The 15,460-nt window shown below is 45.7% G+C and carries 11 protein-coding genes; 2 read left to right on the top strand and 9 right to left on the bottom strand.

Features of this window, described 5'->3' with window-relative positions; genetic code table 11:
• Positions 1-13 precede the first annotated feature (13 nt).
• From GTH32_RS00760 to mutS, 9 genes are all read right to left on the bottom strand, one after another.
• Entirely contained in the window at positions 14-1,231 is a 1,218-nt protein-coding gene (locus GTH32_RS00760) for an HD-GYP domain-containing protein (protein ID WP_163083323.1), read from the bottom strand.
• A gap of 202 nt (positions 1,232-1,433) precedes the next feature.
• Entirely contained in the window at positions 1,434-2,045 is a 612-nt protein-coding gene (leuD, locus tag GTH32_RS00765; RefSeq protein WP_163083324.1) for a 3-isopropylmalate dehydratase small subunit, read from the bottom strand.
• A gap of 3 nt (positions 2,046-2,048) precedes the next feature.
• The gene (gene leuC, locus GTH32_RS00770; RefSeq protein WP_163083325.1) at positions 2,049-3,449 is read right to left on the bottom strand and encodes a 3-isopropylmalate dehydratase large subunit; all 1,401 of its coding nucleotides are present in this window, start codon (positions 3,447-3,449) and stop codon (positions 2,049-2,051) included.
• 8 nt (positions 3,450-3,457) lie between these two features.
• Positions 3,458-4,555, bottom strand: coding sequence for a 3-isopropylmalate dehydrogenase (gene leuB, locus GTH32_RS00775; protein ID WP_163083326.1), 1,098 nt, complete (start codon positions 4,553-4,555; stop codon positions 3,458-3,460).
• The gene (gene leuA / locus GTH32_RS00780; protein WP_163083327.1) at positions 4,556-6,115 is read right to left on the bottom strand and encodes a 2-isopropylmalate synthase; all 1,560 of its coding nucleotides are present in this window, start codon (positions 6,113-6,115) and stop codon (positions 4,556-4,558) included.
• Between the two features lie 473 nt (positions 6,116-6,588).
• A complete protein-coding gene (locus GTH32_RS00785; protein ID WP_163083328.1) occupies positions 6,589-7,266 on the bottom strand; it encodes a hypothetical protein in 678 nt (225 codons plus the stop codon).
• A gap of 156 nt (positions 7,267-7,422) precedes the next feature.
• Complete coding sequence (gene eno, locus GTH32_RS00790; RefSeq protein ID WP_163083329.1) at positions 7,423-8,715, bottom strand: phosphopyruvate hydratase; 1,293 nt, start codon at positions 8,713-8,715, stop codon at positions 7,423-7,425.
• A gap of 60 nt (positions 8,716-8,775) precedes the next feature.
• Positions 8,776-10,407 (bottom strand): CTP synthase, encoded by a 1,632-nt coding sequence (pyrG, locus tag GTH32_RS00795; protein ID WP_163083330.1) that lies wholly within the window; start codon positions 10,405-10,407, stop codon positions 8,776-8,778.
• A 243-nt stretch (positions 10,408-10,650) separates the two neighbouring features.
• Positions 10,651-13,233, bottom strand: coding sequence for a DNA mismatch repair protein MutS (gene mutS / locus GTH32_RS00800; RefSeq protein WP_163083484.1), 2,583 nt, complete (start codon positions 13,231-13,233; stop codon positions 10,651-10,653).
• Positions 13,234-13,359: 126 nt separating this feature from the next.
• Between mutS and GTH32_RS00805 the strand changes: the two genes are divergently transcribed.
• Both GTH32_RS00805 and recA read left to right on the top strand, forming a co-directional pair.
• A complete protein-coding gene (locus GTH32_RS00805; protein ID WP_163083331.1) occupies positions 13,360-13,905 on the top strand; it encodes a CinA family protein in 546 nt (181 codons plus the stop codon).
• A gap of 403 nt (positions 13,906-14,308) precedes the next feature.
• Positions 14,309-15,349 (top strand): recombinase RecA, encoded by a 1,041-nt coding sequence (recA, locus tag GTH32_RS00810; protein ID WP_163083332.1) that lies wholly within the window; start codon positions 14,309-14,311, stop codon positions 15,347-15,349.
• Positions 15,350-15,460 lie beyond the last annotated feature (111 nt).

The raw sequence follows: 15,460 nt of genomic DNA on the forward strand, positions 1-15,460 counted from the left end.
ACCTTTACACCCCTTACGTTAAAAGCACATCTTGAAAGAAGCTTGATAGATTTAGTTTAAAGTCTTCTGGCCGCACGCCTGATACAATTTCATCGTCGCATTGGCGTAAGTCGATGCGCTGTATATCTTTATAAATAGCGTCGTTTGAAGCGCCTTCTTTCGCGTCATCGCCAGTAACACTATAAAAGCTTGTTACTACAGGGCTTAGTATGTCATCTTTGTTCAATTGGCTAACAATAGCTAGCTTACCGCTTGAAAGCTGAACCAACGAGCCTACCGGGTGTACGCCAACACATTGAATAAACTTGTCCACCAATCCTTGGTCGAGATTTTCTATATTTCTTAACCCTTTCAATGCCTGCGTAGGGGTAATACTCTGTTTATGAGGGCGGTTAGAGGTCATTGCATCGTAAGCATCGACAATGGCCGCCATTCTGGCAAAAGAAGAAACGTGGTCGCCTTTTAATCCTTCCGGGTAGCCACTGCCATCTTGTCTTTCATGATGTTGGGCTATAACCGTTAGGGTAAGCGTAGACACATTCTCGCACTGAGCGAGCATCTCAAGGCTTGTGTGAACGTGGCTTTTCATTATCTCCCACTGCGCAGGGTTTAAAGGCGCAGTGTGGTTGCGAATATCTTCGGGTAAAGAGGACATACCTAAATCCATAAGAAGTGCCCCTAAACTTGCCTGTTCAATGGTTTGTCTATCGTATCCGAGAAACTGGCTAAACATGCCCATTAAAATACAACAGTTTATAGAGTGCTCAAGTAAGTACTTATCGCTGCCTTTAATTAACGTAAGACAGGAAAGGGCAACATTGTTGTCAAATAGGTTGTCGATAATATTTTGCGATAGCTCTTCAACGGGCCTTAAATCTTTTGCTGCCCCGCGCTTTAACATATTGATAAAGCCGTGCTGTATTGTAATGGCGTCACCATACAGATCTTTAGCGTCGTGGAGCGTAGATGGGGTAACCGCATTTGATGAAGGTGGATGCACAAGAGAGTTCGCCCCTTGAGAGGCACTATTTTCATCATTAGAAGATGCCGTTATAGTCGATTTTTCCATGTCCACTTCAACAATGCGCACACCTAAAGAATGTAGCTCATCAATCGCGCTTTGTGTTTTTACAATCCCTTTTGAGCGCATACGAACTGCACCTGATTGCTTTAATACTTGGTTGATGTACATGCCAGGTTTGAGTTCATTTATCGGTACTGCTTGTATCATTTCATCTCCAACTGAACGCGCATTTTCAAGGCAAAGTAAATTACGTAAGGGCACAGAATGTAACGACAATTCACGTTTTAATACCCATCTATGCTAGCTACAAATGGCGAATGTAATTCCCTTTAACCAAATGGACGAACGAAATAGTGCTGTAATAAAATAAGGCGAGGTATACTCGCCTTATTTTAACCACAGAGAAGGGCTATAGCCAAGCAGGTTGCTTGCCTTCAAATGCAGTAATGGCATCCGTTAATTCTAACGTTTGGCCAATTGCATCAAGGCCTTTCAGTAGGTTGTTTTTGTGGTGCTCTGCAATATCAAATGCTAGCTGGGTATCGTTAAATGATACGGTTTGGCTAGGCAAATCAACGGTAATTTTAAGCGTAGGATCGTTACTAACTGCGGCGAATAACGTGTCCATTTGCGCGCTAGATAATGCGACAGGCACAAGTTGATTATTAATGCAGTTACCGTAAAAGATATCGGCAAAGCTGGTGGCAATAACTGTTTTAAAGCCAAAGTCGGCCAATGCCCAAGGCGCGTGTTCACGACTTGAACCACAGCCAAAGTTTTCACGGGCAAGTAAGATACTCGCCCCTTTGTGTTCAGGCTTGTTCAGTGAAAAGTCTGGGTTAGGCTGTTTTTCTTCTAAATCAAGGTAGCGCCAATCGTGAAACAAATGCTTACCGTAACCTGCACGGGTTACGCCGGTAAGAAACTGTTTTGGAATGATCTGATCGGTATCTACATTGGCCTGATCTAACGGTGCGGCAATGCCAGTGTGCTGGCTGAAACCTAATTGTGTCTCTGACATGGCTTACTCCTGATAATCTCTAACGTCGGCAAATTTACCGCTAATGGCTGCGGCGGCTGCCATTGCTGGGCTAACAAGGTGAGTGCGCGCACCACGGCCTTGGCGGCCTTCGAAGTTACGGTTACTGGTAGAAGCACATCTATCGCCAACTTCTAAGTTGTCGTCGTTCATGCCCAAACACATAGAGCATCCAGGTAAACGCCATTCAAAACCTGCATCTAAAAAGATTTTATCTAACCCTTCTGCTTCAGCTTGTTTTTTCACATTACCCGACCCCGGCACCACAATAGCGGTAACAGAATCGGCTACTTTACCCTGTTTGGCAATATGTGCTGCGGCGCGCAAATCTTCTATACGACCATTGGTACATGAGCCAATAAATACATGATTTACCGCTATATCCGCTAGCTTTTCGCCGGGCTGAAGCCCCATGTACGCTAAGGCTTTTACCGCACTTTCTTTTTCAATAGGATCGTTAAAGTCGTCAGGTGCTGGTACGGGCGCATCTACACCAATAACTTGGCCGGGGTTAGTTCCCCAAGTAACCTGAGGGGCAATGTCGGCAGCATCCAGTTCTACTACGCTATCAAACTGTGCGCCTTCTTCAGTATAGAGTGTTTTCCAATAAGCAAGCGCGTCATCCCAGGTGCTACCTTCAGGTGCATATTCGCGGCCTTTAAGGTATTCGAAGGTTGTTTCATCAGGTGCTATCAAGCCGGCTTTGGCGCCCGCTTCGATACTCATGTTACACACCGTCATGCGCTCTTCCATGGTTAAACCGGTAATCGCTTCGCCCGCATATTCAATAACGTGCCCAGTTGCGCCGGCATGGCCAATTTTACCAATAATGGCAAGTATGATGTCTTTCGCGGTAATACCTACAGGCAGGGTACCATTAACCTTAATCAGCATGCTTTTGGCACGACTTTGCTTAAGTGTTTGGGTAGCAAGAACATGTTCTACCTGCGAAGTGCCGATACCAAACGCAAGCGCACCAAACGCTCCGTGAGTGGCGGTATGTGAATCACCACATACCACTGTCATACCCGGCTGAATAAGGCCCAACTCAGGCCCCATAACGTGCACGATACCTTGTTTTTGATGGCCCACGGGGTAGAGTTTTATACCGTGCTCTTCACAGTTTTTAGCAAGCGTATTCAACTGTAGCGCGTTTTGTGGCCCACAGGCGTCGATAGCAAGGGAACGGGTAGAAATACTGTGATCCATTGTGCCCACGGTTCTATCGGGGCGGCGCACTTTACGGCCTTTTTCGTTTAAACCAGCAAACGCCTGGGGTGAAGTAACTTCATGAATAAGGTGACGATCGATATAGATTAGGCTGTCATCGCCGATTTGATCGATTACGTGTGCCTGCCACACTTTGTCGTATAAGGTCTTGGCCATTACGTTAATTACTCCTGCGCCATTAATTGTTTAACAATTTCATCACCCACTTGTGATGTAGATGCGGCTTCTGCGCGCTGCTCAGGGGGCAGAAGTTCGCCTGTTAGCACCCCAGCTTCTAGTGTGGACACTACGGCTTTTTCTATGGCGTCGGCGGCATCAGTTAAGTTCATGCTAAAGCGCAGCATCATAGCGGCAGAGAGAATTTGTGCGATAGGATTGGCAATGCCCATACCCGCTATGTCGGGGGCTGAGCCTCCGGCGGGTTCGTATAAGCCAAAACCATCTTCGTTCATGCTAGCTGAGGGAAGTAACCCCATTGAGCCGGTCATCATGGCGCATTCGTCAGATACAATATCGCCAAATAGGTTAGAACACAGCATTACGTCAAATTGGGCAGGGTTCTTCATAATCTGCATGGTGGCGTTATCGATATAGATATGATCTAAGGTAACGTCAGGGTAGTCTTTTGCTACTTCTTCTGTTACTTCGCGCCACAAACGGCTAGTTACCAGTACGTTAGCTTTATCTACCGACGTCACTTTACCGCCACGCTTACGTGCTGCTTCAAACGCAGCTACGGCAATACGGCGAATTTCGCGTTTACTATAGCGCATGGTATCGAACGCGAACTCCTCTTCGCCTTCACCTTCACGGCCTTTCGGCTGGCCGAAATAAATACCACTGGTTAACTCACGTACTACCAGTACATCTACGCCAGACTTTGCAATATCTTCACGCAGCGGAGAGAGGCTTTCAAGGCCAGGGTAAATCCGCGCAGGGCGCAGGTTACTAAATAAGTCGAAGTGGCTGCGCAGGGTTAATAGCGCGGCGCGCTCAGGACGTTGCTCTAAGGGCAATGTATCCCATTTTGGGCCACCGATACTGCCAAACAAGATGGCATCAGCTTGCTCGCAACCCAGTAGGGTTTTGGAGGGTAGTGCTTCACCTTCGGTATCAATAGCATAGCCGCCCACGGGAAAAGCAGTGCGGTTAAAGCTAACGTCAAACTTCTGTTCCACTGCGTCTAAGACCTTATTGGCCTCTTGCATCACTTCTGGGCCGATACCGTCCCCGGCTAATACGGCAATTGAATACTGGCTCATCTACACTCCTGCAACGCGTTCTTGTTGATTTTTTTGCTGATCGATTTGGTCAGCTAAATAAGTATTGTTTAGTACGAAAATAAGGGCTTTAACCCCCGCTTCTACAATATCAGTGGCAAGCCCGATACCGTGGAAACGTCGCTCTTTATATGTGGCTATCACACTAACTTGGGCGAGGGCGTCTGCCCCTTCACCTTTAGAATCAAGTTTAAAGTCGACGACCTCTAAGTTTTCATGACCTAAAATGGACATAATAGCTTTATACGCCGCATCAACCGGGCCGTTACCTGTGCTCGATTGGATAATTTCCTGGTCCCCAACTTTCATTTTTACCGTAGCGCTTGGGATAATTTCGCGGCCTGAGTTAGCTTGTAAATACAGCAACTGATAGTGCGCCTGATCGTGTTTTTGCTTATCGAAAAACAACAAGGCTTCTAGGTCGTAATCATACACCTGACCTTTCTTGTCGGCTAACTTCAAAAAGGCGCTATACACAGCTTCTAAGTCATAATCTTCAACTTTATAGCCAAGTTCGGTTAAGCGGTGCTTAATAACATGGCGGCCAGAACGTGAGGTTAAGTTCAAGTTGTTTTTATTAATGCCCACACTCTCAGGTGTCATAATCTCGTATGTGTTTTGCGCTTTTAAGACACCATCTTGGTGAATACCAGAGGAATGACTAAAGGCGTTTGCTCCAACAATCGCTTTATTCGACTGTACAGGCATATTACATAATTGACTGACTAATTTAGAGGTACGAGATATCTCGGTGGCATTGATGTTCGTATTTAAGTTCAGCATGTCTTTACGGGTTTGCAAAATCATCGCTATTTCTTCTAACGATGCATTTCCTGCACGCTCACCGATACCATTGATAGTACACTCTACCTGACGTGCCCCTTGTTCTACCGCAGAAAGTGAATTTGCTACAGCTAAGCCTAAATCATTGTGGCAATGCACCGAGATAATGGCTTTGTCAATGTTAGGGACACGGTTAAACAACTGCTGAATAATTCCGCCAAATTCAGTGGGTGTGGTATAGCCCACGGTATCTGGAATGTTAACGGTAGTGGCTCCTGCATTAATTGCCGACTCCACCATTCTGCACAAGTAATCAATATGGGTGCGACCCGCGTCTTCACATGAAAACTCTACATCATCTGTATATTTGCGGGCATGTTTAATTGCCGCAACAGCCATGTCCACAATTTCATCTTGAGACTTACGCAATTTTGCGCCAACGTGAATTTCAGACGTTGCGATAAACGTATGAATACGGAATTGTTCAGCCACGCTTAACGCTTGGCCGCAGGCGTCTATATCACCTGGAAGTGCGCGAGATAAACCGCAGACTGTGGCATTTTTTATTTCACGGGCAATCATTTGAACTGATTGAAAATCGCCAGGTGAAGATACAGGGAAGCCCGCTTCAATAATGTCTACGCCTAAACGCTCAAGCGCCAGCGCAATCTGGAGTTTTTCTTTGGCACTTAGACTTGCAGGTAAGGCCTGCTCACCATCTCGCAATGTGGTATCAAAGATTTTCACTTGATTTGTCATGACGCTCTCTCATTTGCATAGTTAAAAAAAAACCCGTGCAGTGCACGGGTTTTAGTGTGATTAATCGCTGGTCGCAATCTACCCGTGCAGTTTTCCTGCCGTAAGGAGTAGAGTGAGAAGTAGAAAAGAGTTACTCATTTTCGTGATTTTTTTGCCGACCAATGTGATAGCGACAATTTACCATGAAGGGAGGAGAGATCAACCATTGTTTCTCTATAATGTGTATATTTTTTCGTTATAACACTAATGAAATAAAAATTAGTATAAATATCCTATTTTTTGGGCTCAGCTGACGTTTTTATTCACTCGAAGCGGCGTTAAGTACACCTGAATAGTGAGATTAGGATGGGTATACTAACAATGAGGCAAAGCTAACTACCTTGAGCTGGTGGCTGTTTGTATTAATATTCACTTTTAAGGCATGGGTATTCAAAATGATTTTAGCTGAAACCCGCTACTGCTTATAGCCCAAACTAGCTTAAACCAAAGTTATTCCAATTTATTTTCGTTGATAGCCGCATTTCTCGTAACGATAGCGAGCGCGGCGCACCTTTAGACTTATGCCGCCATGTATGCCCACTGCACGCAGATGCCATTATCGCTTTGGTAGGTTTTAGCAGCTTCTTGGCGGTATAAGTATTATTTGGGAGGGCGGTACAATTGCCTGAAAAGGTGAACCACCCATGAAGGTTTGTATGAAGATGTGCAGGGTGTTCTTGTGACTTGGGTTGAAGCTTGTCTATCGAGTCGAGTTCTATATGAAAGCCCTCTACTGTAGTGTGTAGAATAGGTACCACTAAACCCCATTGAGCATATTTTGCATACCATTTTTCTATAGTGTCACCCGCTTGGTTAACGCCGGGGCATTTTGATGGTTGCTTGATATACCAACTACCGTTATGAGCATCTATTTCTAGCGGAGATGGGTTTGCGACTAAGTAACGGGCTACGCTGCGCACATGGTGGGGCAAGCCCGCCAAACGTCTGCGTACGATGGACAAATTATTAGGCCCGTTATGGGCAATGTTTAGTAATTCTCTTTCGTACAGGGCGGTACACACTTCGGTAAACTGCGGATGAGATCCGCCTAATTCGCCAGAATGAGAAAAAAAGCCTGATTGTTCTGATGACGGTAAATCGTCAGATGCCATAATTTATGTACGTCTATGCTGCAATTGCATTTACGTTAGCAGTATTTATCGTTGGTAGCTAGCTTCAGCGGTATCAAAAAAGGCGTTAACAGCTCACGCCGATAACGCCTTTTTACCCAGCAGGCAAAATAATTGCCTACGCGTTAGGTCATTAAATTACTGACCCTTAATTTCTGAAATACCTTTATAGGTAGCAGCATCGCCAAGTGCTTCTTCAATGCGAAGCAGCTGGTTATACTTAGCTACACGGTCAGAACGGCACAGTGAACCCGTTTTAATTTGGCCTGCAGCTGTACCCACAGCAAGATCAGCAATGGTTGCGTCTTCTGTTTCGCCTGAACGGTGAGAGATAACAGCAGTGAAGCCAGCATCTTTCGCCATTTTAATTGCGTTTAGGGTTTCAGTTAGTGAACCAATTTGGTTGAACTTGATAAGGATAGAGTTACCGATACCGTTATCAATACCACGCTTAAGAATTTTGGTGTTGGTTACAAACAAGTCGTCACCAACAAGTTGTACTTTATCGCCAATTTTCTTCGTTAGGCTTGCCCAACCGTCCCAATCGCTTTCGTCTAGACCATCTTCGATTGATACAATAGGGTATTGTGCAGAAAGGTCGGCAAGATAATCGCCAAAGCCTTCTGAGTCGAAGCTCTTGTCTTCGCCTGAAAGCACGTACTGACCGTCTTTGTAGAACTCAGACGCCGCACAATCAAGTGCCAATGTAACGTCGTCATTCATTTTGTAGCCAGCATCTTCAACCGCTTTAACAATAACGGCAAGGGCTTCTGCGTTTGAGCTAAGGTTTGGAGCGAAACCGCCTTCGTCACCTACCGCAGTGTTAAGACCTTTAGCTGAAAGTACTTTCTTAAGTGCATGAAAAATTTCTGCACCCATACGAAGTGCTTCTTTAAAGCTTTTTGCGCCAACAGGTTGAACCATAAATTCTTGGATATCAACGTTGTTGTCTGCGTGCTCACCACCATTGATGATGTTCATCATAGGAACTGGCATAGAGTATTGACCAGAGGTGCCGTTTAGATCAGCGATGTGTTCATACAGCGCTACACCTTTTTCAGCAGCGGCGGCTTTAGCCGTTGCTAGCGATACCGCTAGAATTGCGTTAGCGCCTAGCGTTTCTTTGTTTTCGGTACCATCAAGGTCAATCATCACCTGATCGATATCAGCTTGTGCAAGTGCATCTTTACCAAGCAATGCTGGGGCAATCGTATCGTTTACTGCTGCTACTGCTTTAGTAACACCTTTACCTAAGTAACGTGATTTGTCACCGTCACGCAACTCTAGCGCTTCACGGCTACCGGTAGAAGCACCGGAAGGCGCCGCTGCGCGGCCCATAACACCAGACTCTAAATAAACATCTGCTTCTACGGTTGGGTTTCCGCGTGAATCTAAGATTTCGCGTCCGATGATGCGACTAATTTTCGCCATGTTTCTTCCTCAACAATTGTTTGGGAACGCAACGGGAGAGAGCGTTCCCTTTATTAGAAATTAGTGATTTTCTTTCTGGTACTTGCCAGCTGCGGCTACAAAGCCGGTAAACAACGGGTGGCCATCCCGAGGGGTTGAAGTGAACTCAGGGTGGAACTGACCCGCGATGAACCAAGGATGGTCGGGTATTTCCACTACTTCTACAAGTCGTTTGTCAGTGGACAAACCACTTACTTTGAGCCCAGCAGCTTCAATTTGATCTCTAAGATTGTTGTTCACTTCGTAACGGTGACGATGACGCTCATAGATTTCTGCGTTGCCATACATTTCGTGTACTTTTGTACCTTCAATTAAATGACAAAGCTGACTACCTAAGCGCATAGTACCACCAAGATCAGAATTCTCTGTACGTATTTCAGTGGTGCCGGCAGAATCTAACCACTCAGTGATTAAGCCAACAACCGGGTAAGGCGTTTCAGGGTCAAACTCAGTGCTGTTGGCGTTTTCCATACCTACCACATTGCGCGCATATTCAATAAGCGCAACTTGCATACCTAAACAAATACCTAAATAAGGGACATTGTTTTCGCGGGCGTAGCGTGCGGCGGCAATTTTGCCTTCTATACCGCGTTCACCGAAGCCTCCAGGCACCAATATAGCATCTAAATTTTCTAGAATTTGTGACCCTTTGCTTTCTACATCCTGTGAATCAATATAGCAAATATTCACGGTAAGACGGTTTTTAAGACCCGCATGCTTAAGTGCTTCATTTACCGACTTATAGGCATCGGGAAGCTCTACGTACTTACCAATCATGCCAATATTTACTTCTGCTGTTGGGTTAGACTCAGCATAGAGTACTTGTTCCCACTCAGACAGATCGGCTTCTTCACAGTTAAGACCGAAGCGGTCTACAACTAGTTGGTCCATACCTTGCGCTTTTAATGCTGCAGGAATACGGTAAATACTGTCTACATCTTTTAGTGAGATAACCGCTTTGTCATTTACATTGGTGAACAACGCAATTTTTGACCGCTCACTAGCAGGCAACGCGCCTACAGAGCGGCACACTAAAATATCAGGCTGAATACCAATGGAGCGCAACTCTTTAACAGAATGCTGGGTGGGTTTAGTTTTTACTTCACCCGAGGCAGGCATGTAAGGCACAAGCGTAAGGTGCATGAACATTGCGCGTTCACGGCCAACTTCAGTACCTAATTGGCGAATGGCTTCTAAGAATGGTTGAGATTCAATATCACCCACTGTACCGCCCACTTCAACGATTGCCACATCATGGCCTTCAGCGCCCTCAACAACACGACGCTTAATTTCGTTCGTAATATGAGGGATAACCTGAATAGTGGCGCCTAAATAGTCACCGCGGCGCTCGCGCTTTAACACTTCTTCGTAAACACGTCCTGTGGTGAAGTTGTTACGCTTAGTCATACGGGTACGAATAAAACGCTCGTAATGGCCAAGGTCAAGATCAGTCTCTGCGCCGTCATCGGTAACAAATACTTCACCATGTTGGATAGGGCTCATAGTGCCCGGGTCGACGTTAATATAAGGGTCGAGCTTTAACATGGTTACGGTGAGCCCGCGGGCTTCCAGAATTGCGGCAAGTGATGCTGCGGCAATACCTTTACCAAGCGATGAAACTACACCACCGGTGACGAAAATATAATTTGTCATGCGAAACCTAGAACGTTTGGGTTGTATGGTAAATATGAGCGTAGTTTAAGAAGAAAACCACCCACACATTGGACGGGGCAATAGTATACGCAAAATAGCGCGAGCAGACAATCAATTTGCCTGCGCTAAATTGCCTACATCAAGATGGGCCAAAATCACGGTAAAGTGAAAGAAAAAATACGCCCAAGCCAAAATAGAGGCGCATTTACCTAGGGCCATCTCAATTTATTTACCCTTATGCGGTTAAGTTTGGCTTAGCCGCTTAAGGGTATAGATTAAATCGAGTGCTTGACGTGGCGAAAGCTCATCCGGCGATAGGTTTTCCAGCGCCTCAAGTACGGGGTTTGGTTTATCGGGAAAGCGCATCTCTGCTTGGCCTTTTACCGCTTGGGGCGAGGAAACGTCTTTTATCTGCGTATCAGTACTTGTATCGCCAACTGCATCGTTTTGGGTAACTACATGGGTAGACTCTAAAATTGCCAGCTTTTGCTGGGCAGCATTAATCACCGCTTTAGGTACGCCGGCTAATTGGGCTACTTGGAGGCCAAAACTTTTGCTAGCGGCTCCCTCTGAGACAGTGTGCATAAAGCGTATAGTGTCTTCGAATTCCACAGCGTTTAAATGCACGTTTACAATTCCACGCTGAGTGTCGGGCAGCTCTGTTAATTCAAAATAGTGGGTAGCGAAAAGTGTATAAGCGTTTAGTTTGGTGGAGAGATAGCTGGCGCAAGCCCAAGCCAGAGATAGCCCGTCATAGGTACTGGTGCCGCGGCCTATTTCATCCATTAATACTAACGAGTGTTCAGTAGCATTGTTCAGAATATTGGCCGTTTCTGTCATCTCAACCATAAAGGTAGACCGCCCTGAAGCGAGGTCGTCGGAGGCGCCAATGCGGGTAAATATTCTATCTAGCTTACCAATGTGGGCATTTTCTGCAGGCACAAAGCTACCAATGCACGCTAACAAGGCGATAAGCGCAGTTTGGCGCATGTAGGTTGATTTACCCCCCATGTTTGGCCCCGTAATAATGAGCATGCGGCGGGTATCGTCTAGCTGCAGAGGGTTGGCAATGAAAGGGTCTTTCATTACATGTTCTACCACTGGATGCCTACCGGACTCATAGGTAAGCACATTATCTTGACTGAGTGTTGGGCGAAACCAGTTTAGAGTAATCGCACGTTCGGCAAAACAGCACAGCACATCAAGCTTGGCAAGCGCGGCGGCACTATCAATCAAGGCATTAAGCCGAGGGGCGAATTCATCAAATAACGCCTCGTAAAGCTGCTTTTCTAGCGCTAAGGCGGCACCTTGGCTGCTAAGTACTTTATCTTCGTGCTCTTTAAGTTCAGGGGTTATAAAACGCTCGGTATTTTTCAACGTTTGCCGGCGAATATATTCAGCCGGGGCGTTTGCACTATTGGCTCGGCTAATTTCAATGAAAAAGCCGTGCACCTTGTTATAGCCCACTTTTAACGTTGAAATACCGGTGCGCTCGCGTTCACGTTGTTCCATCGCCTCTAAATAATCGGTGGCTCCTTTTGACAGCTTACGCAACTCATCGAGTTCTTCATGATAGCCCTGTGCTATTACGCCACCCTCACGAATAACCACGGGAGGGTTATCAATAATGGCCCGATTTAGCAACGCCTGTAATTCAGGATAAGTACCAATTACCTTCGCTAAACTGTTTAATTGAGGGACATCGTATTTAGCTAAGGCGTCTTGTAGGCTGGGTAAACTATTAAACGCGTTTTTAAGCCGAGCAAAGTCGCGGGGGCGGGCAGAACGAAGCGCAAGCCTAGCCATTATACGTTCGATATCGCCTATTGATTTTAACTGCTGGCGAATATCATCGGGTGCCTGTCCAATTAATGTGTCAATTGCATCTAAGCGGCTTTGTAGTTCATGTTGGTCGGTAATGGGAGAGTGTATTATCCGTTGCAACAAACGGCTTCCCATGGCGGTGGTGGTACTATCCATCACACTAAACAATGTGTTTTCTTGGCCGCCTGCTAGGTTGTGCGTAAGCTCAAGGTTGCGACGGGTTGCTGCATCAAGATGTACCCGGCTGTCCCCTTGCTCAGTTTGTATGGCTTTAATATGGGGCAGAGCGGTGCGTTGGGTATCTTTTACGTATTGCAGCACGCAGCCAGCAGCGCCTAACCCTTTGGTTATACCTTTTACGCCAAAGCCATCAAGGGTGTTGGTTTCAAATTGCGCGTTTAACTGTTCGCTCGCGGTGTCTATATCAAATTCCCATTCGGGACGGCGGCGTAAGCCTTTACGCTGTTCGATAAGGGCTAGGCTTTCAAAGCCTTCTGGGTAGAGTAATTCTGCGGGGTTAACCCGCTGAATTTCTGCTAGTAAGGCATCGTCATTGTCGCATTCAATTACAATAAAGCGGCCGCTGGTGACATCCAATGTTGCCAACCCATAATGCCTACTATGGCCACAGACCGCCGCCAGTACATTGTCTCTGCGCTCTTCTAATAAGGCTTCATCAGTTACTGTACCAGGCGTTACTATACGCTGAACCTGTCGTTCAACTGGGCCTTTACTTGTGGCCGGGTCGCCTACCTGTTCACATATGGCTACAGATTCGCCCATTTTTACCAACCGCGAAAGATAGCTTTCTACGGCATGATATGGCACGCCGGCCATAGGTATGGGATCGCCGCCAGACTTGCCACGGGCAGTAAGGGATATGTCGAGAAGTTCCGCTGCTTTTTTTGCATCGTCAAAAAAGAGTTCGTAAAAATCACCCATGCGATAGAAAAGCAGAATATTTGGGTGCTGCGCCTTTATGCTAAGGTACTGGCGCATCATTGGCGTGTGTGATTCCAAAAAAGCCTCGTGTCTTTAAAGTAGAATAGCTACTGATATAGTGACTATGTTAACAGAAGTTCAGCATGTTAGACTGACTGCATTTATTCGTAGCTGTGTATTATTGATATGAGCCAAGAATTTTCAACTGCTAGTGAGTTAAATCAAGACAAAGTGTCCCTTAACCGGGCACTAAGTGGGCAACTTGAAGCCTTAGGTAATGCCCTATGCGAAAAAGGCTGGACGGTATCCTGTGCAGAGTCTTGTACCGGTGGAGGCATTGCCTACGCATTTACCAGTGTGCCCGGCAGTTCACGATGGTTTAATCAATCTTGGGTTACCTATTCCAATGAGGCAAAGCAAAGAAACTTAGGGGTAAGTCATGAGACCCTAAAAAATCATGGTGCGGTGTCACCGCAAACCGTTTACGAAATGGCAAAGGGCGTGCACCAACATAGTCTTGCAGAATTAGTGGTGACGGTAAGTGGTATTGCTGGGCCTGAGGGGGGAAGTGCGGATAAGCCGGTGGGCACGGTTTGGTTTGGGTTTCTGTGTAATGGCGAAAGTACCCAAGTGAAAAAAGTATTCGCAGGAGACAGGGAAACCGTAAGAACCCTAGCAATAGAATTCGCCGTTAGCCACCTTATTGGCTTACTCACACCTTCTAATACCTAGTGATATACACGTGGTGTAAAGTTAGCCTAAATAAAAACACCGCCGAAAAGACGCCGTTGCTTTCACAGTTTATATAAATCTTAAAATCAGCTTGAAACTGTATGCTTGTACAGTATAGAATGTGGCCATCAGTTGGTACTATTTGCAGCATTCTTAGTTACTTCATTGTGAGTTACCGCTTAATGAAAGCTGGATAAGCGAATAACAAGCAATTAATTAGGGCTGGCTAGCAAACGCTTTTTAGCCGTTGGGGTATAAAAAGCCGATGGCATGAATCTAATGTTGCTTTAAACAGTATTAGTAAACAGCTTGGCGAAACAAAAGCAAAGTTTACTTAAAGCATTGTGCTGAAAGAATAATGTACCAAAATAGAATTTAACCGCTAATCCTAGAGGATACCAACGTGGACGATAACAGATCAAAAGCCCTCACCGCCGCTGTAGGCCAAATTGAAAAACAATTTGGTAAGGGTGCCATTATGCGCTTGGGTGATAACCAAGCCATGGATATTGAAGCCATTTCAACAGGGTCACTTACTATTGATATCGCGCTAGGTATAGGCGGTTTGCCTTGTGGCCGCGTGGTTGAAATTTACGGTCCTGAATCTTCAGGTAAAACCACGCTTACCTTGCAAGTTATTGCCGAAGCTCAGCGTAAAGGTAAAACGTGCGCATTCGTCGATGCTGAGCATGCCCTTGACCCTGTTTATGCTGAAAAGCTAGGTGTTAATATTGACGAACTACTGGTTTCTCAACCGGATACCGGAGAACAGGCGCTAGAAATTTGCGATATGCTTGTGCGTTCAGGCGCCGTTGATGTGGTTATTGTTGACTCGGTTGCAGCACTAACGCCTAAGGCCGAAATTGAAGGTGATATGGGTGACTCTCACGTAGGTTTGCAAGCACGTCTAATGTCACAAGCACTACGTAAATTAACAGCCAACATTAAACGCTCGAATACACTGTGTATATTCATTAACCAAATTCGTATGAAGATTGGTGTTATGTTTGGCTCACCTGAAACCACCACAGGTGGTAACGCCCTTAAATTTTACTCGTCGGTACGTTTAGATATTCGTCGTATTGGTGCAGTGAAAGAAGGTGACGAGGTAGTAGGTAACGAAACCCGTGTGAAAGTCGTTAAAAATAAGGTGGCGCCGCCGTTTAAACAAGCTGAATTTATGATTCGCTATGGCGAAGGTATCAGTAAGGAAGCGGAATTGATTGACCTTGGGGTTAAGCAAAAATTGGTTGATAAGGCTGGTGCTTGGTATAGCTATAAAGGCGATAGAATTGGCCAAGGTAAAGCAAACGTCATGAAGTATTTGAAAGAGCATCCTGCTATTGCAGATGACATTGAAAAGCAAATACGTGCAGAGTTATTACTGCCTAAAACGGTGAAAGCCGAAGAAGCGGTAGCTGATGATGATGTAGCACCAGAATAAGACAAGAATGTACGATTTAAAAAAACCGCCTTTTGGCGGTTTTTTTGTTTGTGCTTCACACTTACTAACAATTTAGCGCTGGTTCTTGTTAGCTTTATGAAATAAAAATAC

It is taken from the genome of Alteromonas profundi (assembly GCF_010500865.1).
Lineage (GTDB): Bacteria > Pseudomonadota > Gammaproteobacteria > Enterobacterales > Alteromonadaceae > Alteromonas > Alteromonas profundi.

What these genes read in the sequence shown, in the direction of transcription:
- GTH32_RS00805 (WP_163083331.1), top strand. Translation starts at nt 13,360, where the DNA reads ATGAGCCAAGAATTTTCAACTGCTAGTGAGTTAAATCAAGACAAAGTG.
- leuC (WP_163083325.1), bottom strand. Translation starts at nt 3,449, where the DNA reads ATGGCCAAGACCTTATACGACAAAGTGTGGCAGGCACACGTAATCGAT.
- eno (WP_163083329.1), bottom strand. Translation starts at nt 8,715, where the DNA reads ATGGCGAAAATTAGTCGCATCATCGGACGCGAAATCTTAGATTCACGC.
- leuA (WP_163083327.1), bottom strand. Translation starts at nt 6,115, where the DNA reads ATGACAAATCAAGTGAAAATCTTTGATACCACATTGCGAGATGGTGAG.
- leuD (WP_163083324.1), bottom strand. Translation starts at nt 2,045, where the DNA reads ATGTCAGAGACACAATTAGGTTTCAGCCAGCACACTGGCATTGCCGCA.
- leuB (WP_163083326.1), bottom strand. Translation starts at nt 4,555, where the DNA reads ATGAGCCAGTATTCAATTGCCGTATTAGCCGGGGACGGTATCGGCCCA.
- GTH32_RS00785 (WP_163083328.1), bottom strand. Translation starts at nt 7,266, where the DNA reads ATGGCATCTGACGATTTACCGTCATCAGAACAATCAGGCTTTTTTTCT.
- GTH32_RS00760 (WP_163083323.1), bottom strand. Translation starts at nt 1,231, where the DNA reads ATGATACAAGCAGTACCGATAAATGAACTCAAACCTGGCATGTACATC.
- pyrG (WP_163083330.1), bottom strand. Translation starts at nt 10,407, where the DNA reads ATGACAAATTATATTTTCGTCACCGGTGGTGTAGTTTCATCGCTTGGT.
- mutS (WP_163083484.1), bottom strand. Translation starts at nt 13,233, where the DNA reads ATGATGCGCCAGTACCTTAGCATAAAGGCGCAGCACCCAAATATTCTG.